Genomic DNA, 18354 nt, shown 5'->3' on the forward strand with positions numbered 1-18354 from the left:
CGAGTCATGCCCGGTGCTCAGAAGTGCCGGTACCGGTCGGGCGCCAGATCCCAGGGGTCTTTCCCGAGATACTCGGCCACGCCGCGGAACACGCAGCTCTCGATCACCATGCGCTTGTGCAGCTCGTCGTCGCGGTGCAGCTTGGTCAGTCGCTGGATGGGCAGCCGGAACAGAATGATGCGATTGCCGATCACCTTCCATCGTTCCACTGGGGCGCCCTCAGCAGGCATCCCCAGGGGCACGGCGCCGATCTCGAAGATCACATCAGCGAGTTCTTCGGGCCAGACGCCCTTGAGGTAGTCGGCGGTCGACGCCACGGTCATCTCGAAGAGGTCGATTCGCGTGCGAAGCGGTGGCAGATGCGGCCCCGTGACCGACGAACGCAGAGTACGGCCATGGCGGTTGCGGTATCGGTAGCGCGAAGTTTTGGCTCCGGTGTTCCGCCGTGGACGTGGCATAGAGCAAGCTTACGGCGCGCCCGCCTGGCCGTTCACCCTCTCGTGCATAGTCTGTAATCAATGACCACCAGAACCTGCTCGCGCATCACCTGCCAGGGCGAAGCCGTCTCGACGTTCACCTACGTCTACGCCGACTCCATCGCGGTTCTCGGCCCCCTTAGCTTCCAGCACGAACCGCACAGCTACGACCTGTGCGCGAAGCACACCGAGAAGCTCTCGGCCCCCCAAGGCTGGCAGGTCGTGCGCTACACCACGGTAGGCACCGACTTCTAGTCGGCGTCGCGCCCGGGCCCCGGGCATCCCGCGGTCGAGTTGCCCGAATGTGCAAGAAATTCGCCGAAACCCTGCGCAAACGGGAAAGTCGACGTGGCGCCGCTGGAGAAAAGCGCTATTGAGATGACGCCATCCGCCCAATCGGGAGCGCGCGCGGGGCATTCGTGTCATCTCGCGTGCCCCCTCGCTTCCGGCGCGCCAAGCCGTCGAGTTGCCCGAATGTGCAAGAAATTCGCCGAAACCCTGCGCAAACGGGAAAGTCGACGTGGCGCCGAGCGAGGGCGGGCTAGCGGCGGGGGTAGCCGTGGGGGAGGCCCGAGAGAAGCGGCGACAGGCGTGCGAGCCGAGCCGACTCGAGGTGCAGGGCAGCGGTCTCCCGGTCGCGACGGAGAGCCGCGATTCCGAGCAACAGCAGCTCAGGCGGCACCGGAGGCACGGGCGACACGAACGGCGCCGCCTCGAACAGAAGGGCCGCGGCGTGGCGCTGCCGGGCATCCGGAGTCATGTGGCTCGCCTCGGCGAGGAACTGCGCGATGCGCCGGGCGAGCCGGTCTGGCAGCTTCGCCACATCGGCCACCTGTGCCCAGCCGTACAGCTGCGGCGGCATCGGCGCGGCCTGCGAGACCACCTTCGGCACGCGTTCGTGCTGGCTGTAGGTGCCGGCCAGCAGGTCACCGAGGCGCTTCGATCGTGGGTTCAACAGCGCCACGATCACGGCGAGGCCACCCAGCGTGAAGTAGATCTCGAGCACGCCCGTGAGCGCCCTGATGAAGGCATGGCGAAAGGATGCTGCGCCCCCGTCGTCGCGCACGATCCGCGCCCCGACGGCGAGCCTGCCGAGCGACCGGCCCTTCATCAGCGTTTCGACCACCGTCGGCACCACCACGATGCAGAACACCAGGCTCGTCACGATGGCGGCCTGGGTGATGGCGTCGTCGGCACCGGTCGAGGCCTGCCAGAAGCTGATCAGGAACACCGCCCCGATGAACAGGCCGACCGAGAACAGGACGTCGATCATGGTGCCGGCCGCACGCAGGATGAAGCTGGTGGGCCGCACGTCGAGAGCCACGGCCTCGCCCGTGACGAGGAGCGCGTCGTTGTGCTCGAGTGAGTGTGTCGCTCCGAGGGGAGCGAGAAGTGGCTCAGCCATGGCTATCATCTAAGCAGATGGATCTTGACGCATACTCAGCAGCACATCGAGCCGAATGGAATCGCCTCGATGAACTCGGCCGACTCCGGAACCCGAGCGGTGCAGAGGCAGACGAGCTGATCGAGCGCTACCAGTCCGGCGCGTCCCAACTCTCGGCTCTCACCACCTCGGCGGGTTCGACGGCTGTCGGCGACCGGCTGTCGGTGTCGCTCTCGCGTGCCCGGCTGCGGTTCACCGGTGCCAGCCCGAATGTGCTCGCCCAGCTGCCGGCGTTCTTCGCCCTGCAGCTGCCGGCCGCGCTCTACCGTATCCGCTGGCTCGTGCTGGTGGTGGCGCTGGCCACGCTTGCTGTGAGCACACTCTATGCCGTGTGGGCGCTCAATGACCCGCAAGTGCTCGCCAACTTCGGCACAGACGACCAGCTCCGCAAGGTCGCCGAACAGGACTTCGTCAACTACTACTCCAACAATCCGGCGGCGTCGTTCACCGGCCAGGTCTGGACGAACAACGCCTGGATCACTGCGCAGTGTGTGGCATTCGGCATCGTGGGCGTCTACGTGCCGTATCTGTTGCTTCAGAACGCGATCAACCTCGGCGTGAACGCCGCGGTGCTCTTCCATTTCGGGCATGCCGACGTGTTCTTCCAGTACATCCTGCCGCACGGGATGCTCGAACTCACGGCGATCTTCGTGGGGGCCGCCGCCGGGCTCCGCATCTTCTGGGCATGGATCGCCCCGGGCCCGCGAACGCGGGGCCAGGCGCTCGCCGAAGACGGGCGGGCGCTGTTCACGGTGGCGATCGGGCTCGTGTTCGTGCTTCTCGTCTCGGGCGTGATCGAGGGCTTCGTCACCCCGCAGCCCTGGCCGTGGCCAGTCAAGATCGGCATCGGAGCCGTTGCGCTCGCCGCATTCCTGTTCTACATGCTGTTCGTCGGCGGCCGGGCCGCCCGCGCGGGCCAGACGGGCGACCTGGCCGACTTCGACGCCGGCGCGAAGCGTCTCGTCGCCGCATAGCTTCGCACTCTCCGCCCCGCCCCAGTCTTGAGCGCCATCGAATTGCCCGAATGAGCGACATTTCAGGCAAAACCTGGCGCATTCGGGCAAGTCGATTGGGCCGGAGGGCAGCGGGCAGGGGGTGAGGGGCTAGAGGCGGCCGGCGGCTTTGAGGGCGAGGTAGCGGTCGGCGACGGCGGGGGGCAGGTCGGCGGGGGAACCCGTGACGACGTCGGCGCCCTGCTGCCGGAGCGCGGCAGAGACGCGGGCAACGTCGAGCAGCGCACGTTCGGCCGCCGCCGCGGTGTACACCTCGTCGCGTGAGCCGAGCCGGGCGGTGCGCGCAAACGTCTCCGGGTCGGAGACCGACGCCACAAGCACCGTGTGCCGCTGGGTGAGCTGCGGCAGCACGGCAAGCAGACCCTGCGAGGACCCGGGCGTCTCCGCCGAGGTCAGCAGCACCACCAGCGCCCGCTGGTTCGTGATCTCGCGCACCCGCGCTGGAATCGCGCTCCAGTCCATCTCCAGAAGCTCGGGGTCGACCGTGGCGAGGGCGTCGACCATGCGCGACAACAGCTCGGGCCCGACGGCGCCCTGCACACGGGCGCGCGTTCGCCGGTCGTAGGCCAGAACATCCACCCGGTCGCCTGCCCTCGTGGCGAGAGCTGCCAGCAGCAGCGCCGACTCGAACGCGGTGTCGAGGCGCGGTTCGTTGTCGATGCGCGCGGCGCTCGTGCGGCCCGTGTCGATCACGATCACGACGCGTCGATCACGCTCCGGCCGCCAGGTGCGAACGACGACCTCGTCGCGCCGTGCGGTGGCTCGCCAGTCGATCGACCGCACATCGTCGCCCCGCACATACTCGCGCAGGCTGTCGAACTCCGTACCCTGCCCACGGATCATCAGGCTCGTGCGCCCATCGAGTTCCCGCAGCCGGGCCAGCCTCGATGGCAGGTGTTTGCGCGAGGTGAACGGCGGCAGTACCCGGATGCGCCCCGGCACACGCAGCGTCGCCTGGCGGGCCCACAGGCCGAGAGGCCCGAACGACCGGATGCTCGTGAACTCCACCCGGCGTTCCCCCCGCCTGAACGGCCTGAGCTCGACGCTCACGAGACGCCGTTCGCCGCGCGGAATGTCGACGGCCGACCTCGTCGTGGCGGCGCCGGCCGAGGGCTGCCACGCGTCGCGCACTGTGCCGCGGAGCATCCGGCGACCGGTGTTGGTGAGGTACAGCTCGCTCGTGACGCTCTCGCCGAGGCGCACACGCTGCGGCAGCACACGTTCGGCCGCAAGGCGCCGCGGGGAGCCGGCGAGAGTGAGATCGACGACGCCGAGCAGTACCGTGAGTGTCAACCAGGCTGCCAGGCCCTCGGCGGCCAGCCCGTAGGCCTGCCCGAGCACCACGATCGGCAGAACACCGAGCGCCAGCAGCAGCACGAAACGCCCTGAAATCGCCATGGTGTTCTCCTTTCTCGGTGTGGATGGTCTCGGTGGAACTGAGGGCTTAGGGCGTGTCTCCCAACTCTGCGCCGGCTGCGCTGCGCGTCTCGGGGAGCCCTGCGGCGTTCTCATCGTCGCACGCACTTCCAGTGCGAACTCCTCTTCGGCCTTGCAGGCCACCTCGAGACGTGCTGCTCGCTTCGACCCGGAGTTGGGAGACACGCCCTAGATCGGTACCTGCACCTGCGACAGCACACCGCGCAGGATCGAGTCGACCGAGACGCCCTCGAGTTCGGCCTCCGGGCGCAGCTGGATGCGGTGCCGGAAGACGGGCAGAACCATCGCCTGCACGTGGTCGGGGGTGATCCGCTCGAATCCGTTGAGCCACGCCCACGCTTTCGCCGCCGCGAGAAGAGCCGTGCTTCCGCGCGGACTCACACCGAGCTTCACCGAGGGGCTCTGCCGCGTCGCCCTGGCGAGGTCGACGGCGTAGGCCAGAACATCCACCGTCGCGCCGACGCGCGCAACGGCGGCCTGCGCGTCGTGCAGCTGGGCCGCGCCGAGAACCGGGGTCACGCCGGCCCCGCCGAGGTCGCGCGGGTTGAATCCGGCCGCGTGACGCGCCAGCACGGCGATCTCGACGTCGCGCTCAGGAATATCGAGCGTCAGCTTGAGCAGAAACCGGTCGAGCTGCGCCTCGGGCAGCATGTAGGTGCCCTCATATTCGATCGGGTTCATCGTCGCCGCGACCAGGAACGGGTCGGGCAGCTGGCGGCTCACCCCGTCGACGCTCACCTGGCGTTCCTCCATCGCCTCGAGCAGCGCTGACTGCGTCTTGGGAGGTGTGCGGTTGATCTCATCGGCGAGCAGGATGTTCGTGAACACCGGCCCCTCACGAAACTCGAATTCGCCCGAACGCCCGTCGTAGACCAGCGAACCGGTGACGTCGCCCGGCATCAGGTCGGGAGTGAACTGCACCCTCTTCGTATCGAGGCTGAGTGCCGAGGCGAGGGAGCGCACGAGGAGAGTCTTGGCAACACCCGGAACGCCCTCGAGCAGCACGTGCCCCCGGGCCAGCAGTGCCACCAGCAGACCGGTGACGGCTCCGTCCTGCCCGACGACCGCCTTGCCGACCTCCGTGCGCACGCGCGAGAGCGCGAGCCTCAGCTCATCGTTGGTGCTCGCTGGCGCCGCGACCGGTGTCACTGCAGACGCAGTCGTCACGGCCGGGGCCGGGGTGGGCGCCGATCCGGACGTCGGTGCTGCATCGCTGGTCGATGCCGGTGTGGGATAGGTCTCAGTCATTCAGAGTGTCCTTTGTTCGAGAAGCTGTAGGCCTGGACGGCCGTCGTCCACGGTCGCCTGCATGCGGCGGTGGCGGCGGAGGAGGGGCGCAGACGGAAGGAATGGCGCGCGAGTAGACGGGTGGAGTGCATCATGACGGCCCTCCGAGCCCCAGCGACGCGCGCACGGCCCCTTCGAGGCCCGCGAGACGCTGCGCGAGTTCGACCAGATCGCCCTCAGAGCCCGGCAGCTGGTTCACCAGCGTCGCCGCGACCTCGGTCGCCGGCATACCCGTGACCGCCGAGCACTGCGTGATGATCAATTCGAGCGGTGCCGTCCTAGGCAATCCGAGCATCACGGCCAGGCGTGTACTCGTGCCGATTCGGAGGGCATCGAGGGCGTGCGTTCTGGCGCCCGACCGCGCATAGAGCCTCGCTCGACCGCCGATGGTCTCGCTGGCCCGGACGATCACGGGCAGGTTCTCCACAACCACCGGACCGAGTCGCCGCCCGCGCCACACGGCCCCCGCAACGAAGACGAGCACGAGTAGGCTGAGCGCCGGCGTCACCCAGCCCGGTGTCAGGGCGCCGAGGGAGGGCGGCCCGTTCGCCGTGACATCGGCCGCCGACGGTGTGTACCAGACCACGCTGCTGCTCGTGCCCAGGAGCCCGACAGCCAGCGCTGCGTTGCCGGCGAGCGTGATGTGCCCGTTGTCGAGCACTTCCGGCGCACCCAGCACCGTCACCGATCCGGCCCGCACGAGTGAGTACGACGTGCCGAACGACGGGAAGCAGGATTCCGTCACCGCCGTTTCCCCGACCGCGCGGTACGTCGTCCCCGACACGCTGATCGTGCCGGCAGAGCGTGCAGCGGGCAACTCGCACTGGGCACTCAGCGTGGCGTTGTCTGAGCCCGCGAAGTCAGGAGCCCCCGCAGCAGCGATGGTCGGCGCGAGCGCCTCGAGTTCGAACACATCGGGCTCCACGAGCACAAGTCGGCTCCCCAGGGCTGCGGCGTCCGCGTACCGGTCGCCCGGCAGCAGCTGGTCGGGGTCGTAGATCAGCACCGTCGAATCGCCGGTGGCGGCCTTCTGTGCCTCGGCCAGCGAATGCGCAGCCGTCACGGTCACGCCGTGCTGCCGCAGCACTTCGGCCAGTGCCCTGCTCCCCGCAGGCGCCGCACTGTCGATCGACAGGGGTGCAGAGCTCGCCGTGCCCGAGATGCCCTTCACCAACAACAGAACCACGCTGGCAGCCAGCACCAGGATGCCGGCGACGATCCAGAAGCTCGAGCTTCGCAGCGAGGCACGGATGCCCGGCGAGGCAACCTCGGCCCCGCCGTTCCTGCGTGCGTTTCTGGCGCCGGGCACACCGCTGGAAGCGCCGGCGGGCTCACCACCCTGGGGCGCACCGCCCGGAGGCATGCCGCCCGCACCCGCGCCGCCGATCGCGGAGGGACGATCATCCGTCGTCGTCACTGCAGCACCCGCTCCGGCACCGGCTGCCGGGAGACGGGTGGCCGGTCACGGAGCTCTTTCTCCAGCGCGACCAGCTGCAGGTATGCCTCGCGCGTCGCCGCCCCGCCGAGATACCGCACGTCGTCGAAGGTTCGGGCGGCCTGCGCGAGCCCCGCGGCGTGCATCGGGTAGCACTCCGAGGCCTGGGCCGCGAACCCGTGGGCCGTCGTACCGGGGGTGAGTCGCACGATCGTGCGTTCCGCCTGGCGGCGGGCCAGGGCGCGGTAGAGCTCCTCGAGCGCCGTGCGGTAGTCGCCAGCGTCGGCGGCGGCCGCAGCCGATGCACGAAGTTGCGCCGAGGATCGCAGGTCTCGAGATCCGAAGAGCGCGGTCTGGTCTGCCGCCATCTTTCGCGCGAGCCGGGGCCGGCCGAACACGATGAAGGCGATGACCACGAGCGCGATCACGATCACGAGCACGACGGCGGGGAGAAACCCACCGAGATTTCCGTCGGAGGGCACCACCAGCGACGACAGCCAGTTCAGAAATCCTTCGGATGCCCGGTCGAGCCAGCTCGGTTTGGCGGCCTCGTATTCCGGCTTTGCCAGCTCCGTGAGCAGCCACTGCCGTGCGTCGGGAGCACTCGGGCCCAGTGGTTCAAAAGCCGCGGTGACTGCCGCAGTGGGCGCACTGGTGGCGCCCGTGGCACTGACTGCGGCGCAAAGACCCGCCGACACCCCCACGGTCATTGCCGCCCGGTCACCAGGAACGGGTCATCGTTCGCTGCCGCCAGCCCGGCCTGCCGCGCCTCCACGAACCGGATGAGCTCGAGGTCGAGGCCCTCCTTGCGGATGCGCAGGTCGATGTAGACCAGCGAGACCGCAGCGGCCTGCACCACCGCAGTGATCGCCCCAACGACGAGTTGCACGACGCCGAGCACCAGGTACGTGACGACGAAGTTCGTGAGTTCAGCACTCGAGAGACCGGCTGTCGACGTGCCCGTCGAGGTGCTGGCGCCGTTGGGGTCGACGAGGTTGAAACCGAGGCTGAGCAGAAAGGCGACAGGTGTGGAAACCAGCTGGGCCGCGAAGTACATGATCACGTTGACGAGGATCAGCACGCCGAAGGTCTTCCAGAACGAGCGCGAGGTCAGGCGCCACGACCGCACCATGGCCTGGCGCACGGTCATTCTCTCGAGAACGATCGCACACGGCACGAGAGCGAACTTCGTTCCGAGCCACACCGCGAGGGCCAGAAGCCCGAAGAACCCGACGATGCCGACCACCACCGAGAGCACGATCCCGACGGTGCCGAGGCTTGCCAGCAGCACGATCACGCCGATCACCACCACGAGCACCACGACGATCGCTGCGCCCTCGAGCAGGGTCCAGAGCAGCAGCGGCCACACTCGCTTGCCGGCCGCGCGCCACAGTTCGCCGAGCCGGCGTTTCTCGCCGAGCACCTCGCGCGAGACCTCGATGACGAGGATGCCCTGCAGCAGAGCGCTCGCCACCAGCCCGACGGCCAGGGGAATGATCGTCGACAGCAGAATGATCACCGTCGACCCGGCAGCGATCGCGTCCTGGTCGCTCGCCGAGGCCTGGTTGATCCGCGTGACGGCCAGCAGCACGGCGCCGCCGATGATCACCCCGGTGACCAGGTAGATGATGAACTGGATGATCAGGGCACTCCCGACCGTCGGCCCTGTGTTGCGCCGCAGCACCTGGAACGGCGAACCCAGCAGTGTGCCGAAGCCGAGCGGTCGCAGCGGCACGAGCCCGGGCTTGGGCGGTGGCGCCCACTGCTGGCCGGGCTGCGGCGCCGCAGGTTGCGCAGCTTGCCCATACGCCGGCTGGCCGTATGCCGGCTGCCCGTATATCGGTGGGGCGCCGTAGACCGGCGGTGCGCCAGAGGCGGGCGGAGAGCCATAGGCCGGGGGTGCATACTGCCCATAAGCCGGAGGGGGCGAAGCGGGCTGCCCAAATGGCGGCGGGGGCGCGTACTGCCCGTATGCCGGTAGGGCTGGCGGAGCGTGCGGCCCCGGGGGAGTCTGCGGCGGCGCGTACTGGCCATACATCGGTTGTACGGGCGGAACGGGTGGAACCGGTGGAACCGGAGCCGCCTGCTGCACGGGTGCTGGTGGTGCTGGTGGTGCTGCTGCCGCCGGCTCGGCTGCAGCGGGAGGCGCAGGCGCAGGCACGATCGGCGGCGCCTGGTTCTCGCCCTGGGGCGCGCCGCTCGGGGGGTTCTCGCTCACCGGTGAATCCTCACGTTCCTGGCGTCCGGTTGCGCACAACCCCAGCCCTTCGCATCATGCTCGCACAATCTGCCCACACACAACATGACCGCAACACCAGATGAGTTTAGCTCAACTGGATGGTGACCGCGAATGCCCTGCCGATCATCCGTCGGCGTGCAGGATGGTTTCGGCAACCCTCCAGTACTCTTACACCCATGGATGCTCGCATACTGGTGGTCGACGACGACCCCGCGCTCGCCGAGATGATCGGCATCGTTCTGCGAACCGAGAACTTCGAGCCCGTCTTCTGCGCCGACGGTTCTGAGGCGTTCGCCGCCTTCACCTCGTCGAAGCCCGACCTCGTGCTGCTCGACCTGATGCTCCCCGGCCTAGACGGCATCGAGGTGTGCACGCAGATCCGCGCCGAATCGGGCATTCCGATCATCATGCTGACGGCCAAGTCCGACACGACAGATGTGGTCAAGGGGCTCGAGTCGGGCGCGGACGACTACATCGTGAAACCCTTCAACCCGAAGGAGCTGGTGGCGCGAATCCGTACTCGGCTTCGCCAGACACCCCAGCCGTCGAACAGCGACTCGCTGCGCATCGGTGATCTCGAACTCGACGTGCAGGGCCACGAGGTCAGGCGGGGCGCCGGGCGCATCAACCTCACGCCCCTCGAGTTCGATCTGCTGCACGCCCTCGCTGCGAAACCCCAGCAGGTCTTCACGCGCGAGATGCTGCTCGAGCAGGTGTGGGGATACCACTACAAGGCCGACACCCGGCTCGTGAACGTCCACGTGCAGCGGCTCCGGGCGAAGGTCGAAGAAGATCCAGACAACCCGGCGATCGTCATGACGGTGCGTGGCATCGGCTATCGCGCGGGCGCTGTGGTGTGACCACGACGCGCACCTCGCCGCAGCTGGTGAGGCGCAGCCACATCGGGCCGTTCCTCGCGAGAGAATGGCGCGCCTGGCCACGGCAGCTTTCGGTGGCGTGGCGCAGTTCGCTCCAGTTCCGCACCATCATCATCACCATCACGCTCACCACGGTGGCGCTTCTGGGCGCGGGAATCTACACCTCGGTCAGTATCGGCAACGACCTCTTCCAGTCGAGGCTGAGCCAGGTGCTTCTCGACTCGAACCGCGCGGCGACGGCGGCGCAGTCGATCTTCGATGCGGCCGACTCCACCAACGAGTCCTCGGCGAGTACGCTCCTCGACTCGGCCCAGACCAGCATCAGGGCGTCGTCATCGTCGCGGCTCATCGCGATCTACGCAGCGCCCGGGCAGGACCAGAGTGCTACGACCTTTCTGCCGTTCGCAAGCCCGGCACTCACCGTCGACGGGGTCATCTCCTCCGAGCTCCGGCGTGAAGTGACCGACGGAGCCGGCACGCAGACCCAGTACTGGCAGTCGGTTGCGCTCGACAACGGCTCGGGTGGCACGGAGCCCGGCATCATCGTCGGCACTCCGCTCACGATCCCGGGCGCGGGGCAGTACCAGCTCTATCTCGGCTACAACCTCGCCGACTCCGACCAGACACTCCGCTTCGTGCAGCAGACGCTGTGGATCGCAGGCCTCCTGCTCACCCTGTTGATCGCCCTCGTGGCCTGGGTCATCGTGCGCCTGGTGATCGACCCCATCCGTGTCGCCGCCGAGACCAGTGAGAAGCTCGCCGCCGGGCAGCTCGAAGTGAGGATCCCGGAGAAGGGCGAAGACATCATCGCCACCCTCGCGCGCTCGTTCAACGGAATGGCCGACAGCATGCAGGGCCAGATCACCCAGCTCGCCGAGCTCTCGCAGCTGCAGCAACGGTTCGTCTCCGACGTCTCGCACGAGCTGCGAACGCCCCTGACCACCATCCGTCTCGCCGGCGACGTGCTCTTCGACCACCGCGAATCGTTCGAGCCGGCCATCGGGCGCACGGCGGAACTCCTGCACACGCAGACGGTGCGCTTCGAATCGCTTCTGAACGATCTCCTCGAGATCAGCCGCTTCGATGCGGGATCCGCCGACCTGAACATCGAGCCGACGAGCCTGGTGCACCTCACTGAAGACACGATCGAGCAGATGCGCCCCCTTGCCGAGTCGACCGGAACGCTCATCCGGCTCGAGACGCCGGGCGGGTACGTCGACGTGGACCTCGATGCCCGCCGCATCCGCCGGATCATCGGCAACCTGCTCGGCAACGCGATCGAACACGGCGAGGGCCGGCCGATCGACGTCTCCATCGACAGCACCGTTTCAGCGATCGCCCTGGCGGTCCGCGACCACGGCATCGGGATGACCGCGGCCGACGCCGAGCGGGTCTTCGAGCGTTTCTGGCGGGCAGACCCGTCGCGCAAACGAACGATCGGCGGCACAGGGCTGGGCCTTGCCATCTCGTTAGAGGACGCCGCTCTTCATCATGGCTGGCTCGAGGTGTGGTCACAATCGGGGGAGGGCAGCATGTTCCGGCTCACCCTGCCCCGCGTGCGCGGGCAGCGCCTCGAGAGCTCGCCGATCCCGATGCCCTCTGGTCATACCGACGTGGAGGGGAGCCACCGAGATGTCTGAACAACGAAGAATGTCGCGCAGAAGTGAACGGAAGGGCAGACTCCGGCTTTCGATAGCCGCGGTCGCTCTGATGAGCGGCGTTCTCGCGCTTGCGGGCTGCACGGGCATCCCTGACAGCGGCAGTGTGCACGCCCAGGAGGTCAGCGCGACGCCCAACGACAACGACGTCATCCTGCTGCCTGCCGGGCCTGCACCGGGCGCGAACCAGACGCAGATACTGAACGGGTTCCTGCAGGCCGCCGCGAGCCCGCAGAAGAACTACGAAATCGCCCGCGAGTACCTCACGACCGATCTCTCGAAACAGTGGGATCCCGATGCCGGCGTTCTGATCACCTCGAACCAGCCCGTGCTCACGCCGAATTCAGACACGAGTATGTCGGTCACGGTCAGCCCGAGAGCCGAGGTCGACCAGACCGGCGAGTACAAAGAGAGCGTCTCGGCCGCGTCGGTGACCCTCCCGTTCACCTTCGTGCAGGAGAACGGCCAGTGGCGCATCAACACCGCGAACCCTGGGATCATTCTCGAGCAGCTGCGCTTCAACCAGGTCTTCAGCTCGCACCCGCTGTACTTCTACGACCCGACATACACGTACCTCGTACCCGACGTGCGTTGGTTCGCCAAAGACACAACCACCAGCACGCGGGTCGTGCGAGCGCTGCTCGCTGGCCCGGCTCCGTGGCTCGGGCAGGGGGCCGTCGTGACGGCCTTCCCCGATGGAACGGAGGCGTCTCCTGTGGTCGTCGACTCCGGTACAGCGAATGTTCCGCTCTCGAGCCAGGTGCTCTCGCAGTCGCAGGTGTCGTTGCAGCGCATGCAGTACCAGCTCGATGAGAGCCTCGGCAGCGTGGCCTCGGTCGCCAGCGTGTCGATATCAGTGAACCAGAGCCCGGTGACAGTCGTGCCCGGCACCCCACCGATCACCACGCCACTGGTCGACAACAAGGCCCTGGTGCAGCTCTCCGGGGCTTTCGGCTACCTGTCGAACAACGCCGTCGTGCCCATCGGGTCGGTCAATGACAAGATCCAGGCACTCGGCCCGTTGTCGGCGACCTCGTCGTCGGGAGTCTTCGCCGTGGGAACCGCTGCCGGCGTGTATGCGGTGCAACCCGGCGGCAACGACCCGGTGCTGGTGGATGCCCGGGCGGGCCTCCTCGCGCCGTCGCTCGACCCCGCGGGCTATGTCTGGTCGGTTCCCGCCGGCAGCCCGAATGCAGTGCAGGCCTACGGAAAGGATGGCTCGACCCACTCCGTCGTCGTGAACTGGAACGGCGCATCGAACATCGTCTCCCTCGACGTCTCACGCGACGGAACGCGGGTGCTCGCCTTCACCGAGGCCGACGGTATGCCGAGCCTCATCGTCGCCGCGATCATCCGCGACAAAGACGGAGTGCCCCAGCGGCTCGGTGACCCGCTGGTCCTCGCGTCGGGCCCGGGGGCGCCGGTCGATGCCACCTGGGTCGACCAGACCGACGTCGCCTCCCTCACCGTTTCGCCAAGCGGCGACGACCGCGTTGTGGTACAGCAGATCGGAGGTATCTCGAGCAATCTCGGGGTGCCGAGCAACGCCACGACCCTGAGTGGCGGCAACAGTCTCGACGGGCTCTGGCTCCTCACCTCGGCAGGGGATCTGCAGCAGCAGCGCGGCAGTGGCTGGCAGACGATCTCCAAGGGAATCTCCTTCCTCGCCACGCAGACCTGAGTCGCGCGTCTGTCCTCCACAATCCGAATTCTTCGTCAGGTCTACACAGAGCGATGGCCCGAGCGCTGATCGGGTGTCCCAGCTGCTGAGGATTACGGCATGACCGTTCTCCGACACATCGCCCGCACCCTCTCCGAAGCAGTGGCCGCGGCCCTTGCGGTCGTGCTTCCGGTCGCCTGCGCCGGCTGCGGCGCGCCCGACCGCTCCGTGTGCAGGGCGTGTGTCACCGCGCTCGCGAGCGGCGATGGCGAAGTGACACGCCTCAGTGTCGAAGAGCCGGGCGCACCCCCCTTGGCGGTCTGGTCCGCCGTCCCGTACCAGGGAGTCGTGTCGAGCCTGCTTTCCGGGCTGAAGGAGTCGGGTCGCACCGATGTGTCGAGAGCCCTGGCGAACACGCTCACGCCGGCACTCTGGCGTGCATACACCGAGACCCGAGCGAGGCTCCCGCCGGGCGAGATACTTCACCTCACCGTCGCTCCCTCGTCTGGGGCGGCATACCGAAAGCGCGGCTACAACCCGGTCGAACTTCTCGCTGACCGCGCACGCAGAGGAGGCGCATTCCGCGCAAACCGTGCAGCGCCTCTGGTAGCCACACTTCGGGTACGCTCGGCCATCGCCGACCAGGCCGGGCTCGGAGTTGCCGCCCGTCGCCAGAATCTGCACGGTGCTCTCGGGCTTCGCAGGCGTTTCTCGGGAGGCTCCCTCGAGGGGCAGCATTTTCTGCTGGTGGACGACGTGATCACCACCGGGGCGACTCTGCTCGAGTGCCGGAGGGTGCTGAACGCGGTTGGCGCTTCGGTCTGGGAGCAGTGACACTCGCACACACAGAAAGCCGCAGCGGATTCTCGGCGGTTCGTCATCTTCACGACACGGGATCGGCAGGAACACGGCGATCTCGAGCCAGAGAGCAAACCCGCGAGTGACAGATGCGTGCAGACGCGACTACGGTGGGGGAAAAGGCGCGGAAGAACTCGCTTTGACCCCAGGGCGGCGTGTCTTTTCAGACTAGGAGATCGCCATGGAGATCAACATCACGGGCCGCAACCTAGGAATCACCGATCGGTTCCGCAGTTATGCAACTGAGAAAGCCGAAAAGGTCGAACACCTTGCGGATCGTGCTCTCGCGCTTGAAGTCAAAGTCTGCCGCCACAGTTCGGCGAACACCTCGGGTGGTGACGACCGGGTGGAACTCACACTCATCGGTCCTGGCCCGATAGTGAGGGCCGAGAGTGCCGGCTCTGACAAGTACGTTGCCTTCGATCTGGCGATCGCAAAGCTGCTCGAGCGATTGCGCCGCGCGAAAGATCGAAAGAAGACCCACCGCGGCCAGCACCGGCCCGTCTCGCTGCGTGAAGCCAGCGCAGCCGACTTCAGCGGCATCGATGTGGTTCCCGCCGAGGCGGATGTTCTGGCTCGGGCCGCGACGGGCACAATGCCGGTGCAGCCGGCAGCCGCAGAGGCGGAAGAGACCGAAGAAGCCTGGTCGCCCGTGGTGATCCGCAAGAAGGTCTTCGCCGCGGCTCCCATGACTGTTGATGACGCTCTGTATCTGATGGAGTTGGTGGGGCACGATTTCTACCTGTTCATCGACGCTGAGACACAGCGTCCGAGCGTTGTCTACCGCCGGAAGGGCTGGGATTACGGAGTGATCGGCCTCGACGACAGCGCCTCTGCTGAGCTGCCGGCTGAAAGTCGTCAAGCCGAGCGGGTCTTCTCCTAGGGCCGGCCCACACGACCCTCGATGAAGGGTCGCCGCAGAACGCCTGGGGGCACAGCGACACGGTTGCTGTGCCCCCAGTGCTCTGCCGTCCCGTGGGCGTTCAGCTACGACAACTAGTATTGCTATGATTACCGGCTGGATCATGGCTGGTTCGGTAGGAGATTTATTGTGGCTTCAGTTCTGGAAAAGGTTCTCCGAGTCGGTGAGGGTCGGGTACTCCGTCGCCTCGAGAACTACGCAAAGGCAATCAATGCGCTGGAAGAAGATTTCACTCATCTGAGCGACGACGAGCTCAGAGAAGAGACCCCGCGGCTGCGCGAGAGGTTTGCAGAGGGCGAGAGCCTCGACCACCTGCTGCCAGAGGCGTTTGCGGCGGTCCGCGAGGCGTCACGGCGAACGTTGGGTCTCCGCCACTTCGACGTGCAACTCATGGGTGGAGCAGCGCTGCACCTCGGCAACATCGCCGAGATGAAGACCGGTGAAGGCAAGACCCTCGTCGCAACGCTTCCGGCCTACCTGAATGCCATTGCGGGCGAGGGTGTGCACATCGTCACCGTCAACGACTACCTTGCCAACTACCAGAGTGAACTCATGGGGCGGGTGTTCCGCGCGCTCGGCATGACGACGGGTGTCATCCTCAGTGGCCAGACTCCGGCAGAGCGACGCGAACAGTACGCCTCTGACATCACCTACGGCACCAACAACGAGTTCGGCTTCGACTACCTGCGTGACAACATGGCCTGGCAGGCCTCCGACATGGTTCAGCGGGGCCACTACTTCGCCATTGTCGACGAGGTCGACAGCATCCTGATCGACGAGGCCCGCACGCCCCTCATCATCTCGGGGCCGGCCTCGGGCGAGGCCAACAGGTGGTTCACAGAGTTCGCCTCGATCGCGACCCGCCTCGTGGCCGACGAAGACTACGAGATCGACGAGAAGAAGCGCACGGTCGGTATTCTCGAGCCCGGCATCGAGAAGGTCGAGGACTACCTCGGCATCGACAACCTCTACGAATCCGCCAATACTCCGCTCATCTCGTTCCTCAACAACTCGCTCAAGGCATCTGCGCTCTTCAAGAAAGACAAGGACTACGTCGTGATGAACGGCGAGGTCCTCATCGTCGACGAGCACACCGGCCGCATTCTCGCCGGCCGGCGGTACAACGAGGGAATCCACCAGGCGATCGAGGCCAAAGAGGGCGTCGTCGTCAAGGCTGAGAACCAGACTCTTGCCACGGTGACGCTGCAGAACTACTTCCGTCTCTATGACAAGCTCGCCGGCATGACCGGTACAGCCGAGACCGAAGCCGCTGAGTTCAACGGAACGTACAAGCTCGGAGTGGTTGCGATTCCGACCAACCGGCCCATGCAGCGCAAAGACCAGCCTGACCTCGTGTACAAGAACGAACAGGCGAAGTTCGAGCAGGTCGTCGAAGACATCGTCAAGCGTCACGAGACCGGCCAGCCCGTTCTGGTGGGCACGACGAGTGTCGAAAAGAGTGAGTACCTCTCCAGGCTCCTGGCAAAGAAGGGCGTGCGGCACGAAGTGCTGAACGCGAAGAACCACGCCCGCGAGGCCGCGATCATCGCCCAGGCAGGCCGCCTCGGCGCGGTGACTGTTGCGACGAACATGGCAGGCCGTGGCACGGACATCATGCTCGGCGGCAACACCGAGTTCCTCGCTGTCGCCCAGATGAACGCACGCGGACTCAGCCCGGTCGACACCCCAGAGGAATACGAGCTCGCCTGGGACGACGTCTTCGCCGAGGTCAAGGCCGGGGTCGAAGAGGAGGCGGAGAAGGTCGTCGAAGCAGGCGGCCTCTACGTGCTCGGCACCGAGCGCCACGAGTCGCGTCGTATCGACAACCAGCTGAGAGGCCGCAGCGGTCGCCAGGGTGACCCGGGCGAGAGCCGCTTCTATCTCTCCCTGACCGACGACCTCATGCGTCTCTTCAACGCCGGCGCCGCAGAGAGCCTCATGGGCCGCGGCAATGTGCCCGACGACCTGGCCATCGAGTCCAAGGTCGTCTCACGCGCCATCCGCAGTGCCCAGTCACAGGTAGAAGGCCGCAACGCCGAGATCCGCAAGAACGTGCTCAAGTACGACGACGTTCTCAACCGGCAGCGCGAAGCCATCTACAGCGACCGCCGTCACATCCTCGAGGGTGACGATCTGCACGAGCGGGCACAGAAGTTCCTGCACGACGTCGTCGACGACGTGCTCGAGACCCACGCGGGCGAGGGAAATGGCGACGACTGGGACTTCGACGCGATGTGGACCGAGCTCAAGACGCTGTATCCCGTCTCCATCTCCATCGACGAGGTCATCGCCGAGGCCGGCAGCCGGGGCAAGATCAGCCGCGAGTTCGTCGGCCGAGAGATTCTGTCCGACGCCAAGCTCGCCTACCAGAAGCGTGAAGAGACGCTGGGCGAGGCTGCGATGCGTGAGCTGGAACGCCGCGTCGTGCTCACCGTGATCGACCGCCGTTGGCGTGACCACCTCTACGAGATGGACTACCTGAAAGACGGCATCGGCCTGCGGGCGATGGCCCAGCGTGACCCGCTCGTCGAATACCAGCGTGAGGGTTACCTGCTCTTCCAGCAGATGATGGGCCAGATCCGCGAAGAAGCCGTCGGATTCCTGTTCAACCTCGAAGTCGAAGTCAACACACCCGCGGGGTCGGTCGACGCACCGAGCGTGCAGGCCAAGGGGCTCGAGACGGGCAGTGCAGAAGAGACCGGGCTGAGTTACACCGCTCCCAGCGACTCGGGCGGAGTCGAAGTGCGAAACCAGCGCGGCCAGCTCGAGCAGGCAGCAACCGCACTCGCCCAGCGAGCGCAACAGGATGCTTCACCCGCTTCTTCTGAGGCGTCGACTTCCCAGCGTCGTGCGCCGGCCGCCACTGCGCAGCCTTCGCGGCCAGCTCCCACCACAACGGGCGCATTCGGTCAGAAGACCCCTGCGAACGCGGCTCCGGCAGTGAATCGTGCCGACAGGCGAGCCCAGACGAAGAAGAAGTAGCCGCCTCCTCGCGCGGAGCACCTGTTCGGTACACCTGGGCCGGTGCTCCGCTCCGCGCGCCTTAC

The 18354-nt window shown here is 66.9% G+C and carries 15 protein-coding genes; 8 read left to right on the forward strand and 7 right to left on the reverse strand.

Translation table 11 applies throughout. The features are described from left to right. Nucleotides 1–17: 17 nt before the first annotated feature. Nucleotides 18–458 carry a metallopeptidase family protein gene (locus tag KPL76_RS06815; RefSeq protein ID WP_216335697.1) on the reverse strand — a complete coding sequence of 147 codons (441 nt, stop codon included), beginning with the start codon at nt 456–458 and terminating at the stop codon, nt 18–20. 60 nt (nt 459–518) lie between these two features. Here KPL76_RS06815 and KPL76_RS06820 point away from each other — a divergent pair, with 60 nt between their 5' ends. Beyond that, nucleotides 519–731: a DUF3499 family protein gene (locus tag KPL76_RS06820; RefSeq protein ID WP_216335698.1), complete on the forward strand. Its 213-nt coding sequence runs from the start codon at nt 519–521 to the stop codon at nt 729–731. A 286-nt stretch (nt 732–1017) separates the two neighbouring features. Here KPL76_RS06820 and KPL76_RS06825 read toward each other — a convergent pair whose 3' ends face one another. Beyond that, the gene (locus KPL76_RS06825) at nt 1018–1881 is read right to left on the reverse strand and encodes an RDD family protein (protein WP_216335699.1); all 864 of its coding nucleotides are present in this window, start codon (nt 1879–1881) and stop codon (nt 1018–1020) included. Nucleotides 1882–1898: 17 nt separating this feature from the next. Here KPL76_RS06825 and KPL76_RS06830 point away from each other — a divergent pair, with 17 nt between their 5' ends. Continuing rightward, on the forward strand, nt 1899–2894 hold the full coding sequence (locus tag KPL76_RS06830) for a stage II sporulation protein M (RefSeq protein WP_216335700.1): 996 nt from the start codon (nt 1899–1901) through the stop codon (nt 2892–2894). Between the two features lie 129 nt (nt 2895–3023). Here the strand turns inward: KPL76_RS06830 and KPL76_RS06835 are convergent, their stop codons facing one another. The 5 genes from KPL76_RS06835 to KPL76_RS06855 all read right to left on the reverse strand — a co-directional run bounded on the left by KPL76_RS06835 (nt 3024) and on the right by KPL76_RS06855 (nt 9310). Continuing rightward, nucleotides 3024–4331 (reverse strand): DUF58 domain-containing protein, encoded by a 1308-nt coding sequence (locus KPL76_RS06835; RefSeq protein WP_216335701.1) that lies wholly within the window; start codon nt 4329–4331, stop codon nt 3024–3026. Between the two features lie 207 nt (nt 4332–4538). Beyond that, nucleotides 4539–5618 (reverse strand): MoxR family ATPase, encoded by a 1080-nt coding sequence (locus tag KPL76_RS06840; RefSeq protein ID WP_216335702.1) that lies wholly within the window; start codon nt 5616–5618, stop codon nt 4539–4541. A 130-nt stretch (nt 5619–5748) separates the two neighbouring features. Further along, on the reverse strand, nt 5749–7074 hold the full coding sequence (locus KPL76_RS06845) for a DUF4350 domain-containing protein (protein WP_216335703.1): 1326 nt from the start codon (nt 7072–7074) through the stop codon (nt 5749–5751). Continuing rightward, entirely contained in the window at nt 7071–7802 is a 732-nt protein-coding gene (locus KPL76_RS06850) for a DUF4129 domain-containing protein (protein WP_216335704.1), read from the reverse strand. The genes KPL76_RS06845 and KPL76_RS06850 overlap by 4 nt, the downstream gene beginning before the upstream one ends. After that, nucleotides 7799–9310, reverse strand: coding sequence for a glycerophosphoryl diester phosphodiesterase membrane domain-containing protein (locus KPL76_RS06855; protein WP_216335705.1), 1512 nt, complete (start codon nt 9308–9310; stop codon nt 7799–7801). The genes KPL76_RS06850 and KPL76_RS06855 overlap by 4 nt, the downstream gene beginning before the upstream one ends. Nucleotides 9311–9507: 197 nt before the next feature. Here KPL76_RS06855 and mtrA point away from each other — a divergent pair, with 197 nt between their 5' ends. From mtrA to secA, 6 genes are all read left to right on the forward strand, one after another. Continuing rightward, nucleotides 9508–10191: an MtrAB system response regulator MtrA gene (gene mtrA / locus KPL76_RS06860; protein ID WP_216335706.1), complete on the forward strand. Its 684-nt coding sequence runs from the start codon at nt 9508–9510 to the stop codon at nt 10189–10191. Beyond that, nucleotides 10188–11849 (forward strand): MtrAB system histidine kinase MtrB, encoded by a 1662-nt coding sequence (gene mtrB, locus KPL76_RS06865; RefSeq protein ID WP_253202213.1) that lies wholly within the window; start codon nt 10188–10190, stop codon nt 11847–11849. Before mtrA ends, mtrB begins: the two co-directional genes overlap by 4 nt. A 70-nt stretch (nt 11850–11919) precedes the next feature. Next, complete coding sequence (locus tag KPL76_RS06870) at nt 11920–13548, forward strand: GerMN domain-containing protein (RefSeq protein ID WP_216335707.1); 1629 nt, start codon at nt 11920–11922, stop codon at nt 13546–13548. A 99-nt stretch (nt 13549–13647) separates the two neighbouring features. Next, nucleotides 13648–14361, forward strand: a complete 714-nt coding sequence (locus tag KPL76_RS06875) for a ComF family protein (RefSeq protein WP_216335708.1) — start codon at nt 13648–13650, stop codon at nt 14359–14361. 205 nt (nt 14362–14566) lie between these two features. After that, entirely contained in the window at nt 14567–15268 is a 702-nt protein-coding gene (hpf, locus tag KPL76_RS06880) for a ribosome hibernation-promoting factor, HPF/YfiA family (protein ID WP_216335709.1), read from the forward strand. Nucleotides 15269–15436: 168 nt separating this feature from the next. Beyond that, a complete protein-coding gene (gene secA, locus KPL76_RS06885) occupies nt 15437–18289 on the forward strand; it encodes a preprotein translocase subunit SecA (RefSeq protein WP_216335710.1) in 2853 nt (950 codons plus the stop codon). Nucleotides 18290–18354 lie beyond the last annotated feature (65 nt).

The sequence above is a fragment of the Subtercola sp. PAMC28395 genome, from assembly GCF_018889995.1.
GTDB lineage: Bacteria > Actinomycetota > Actinomycetes > Actinomycetales > Microbacteriaceae > Subtercola.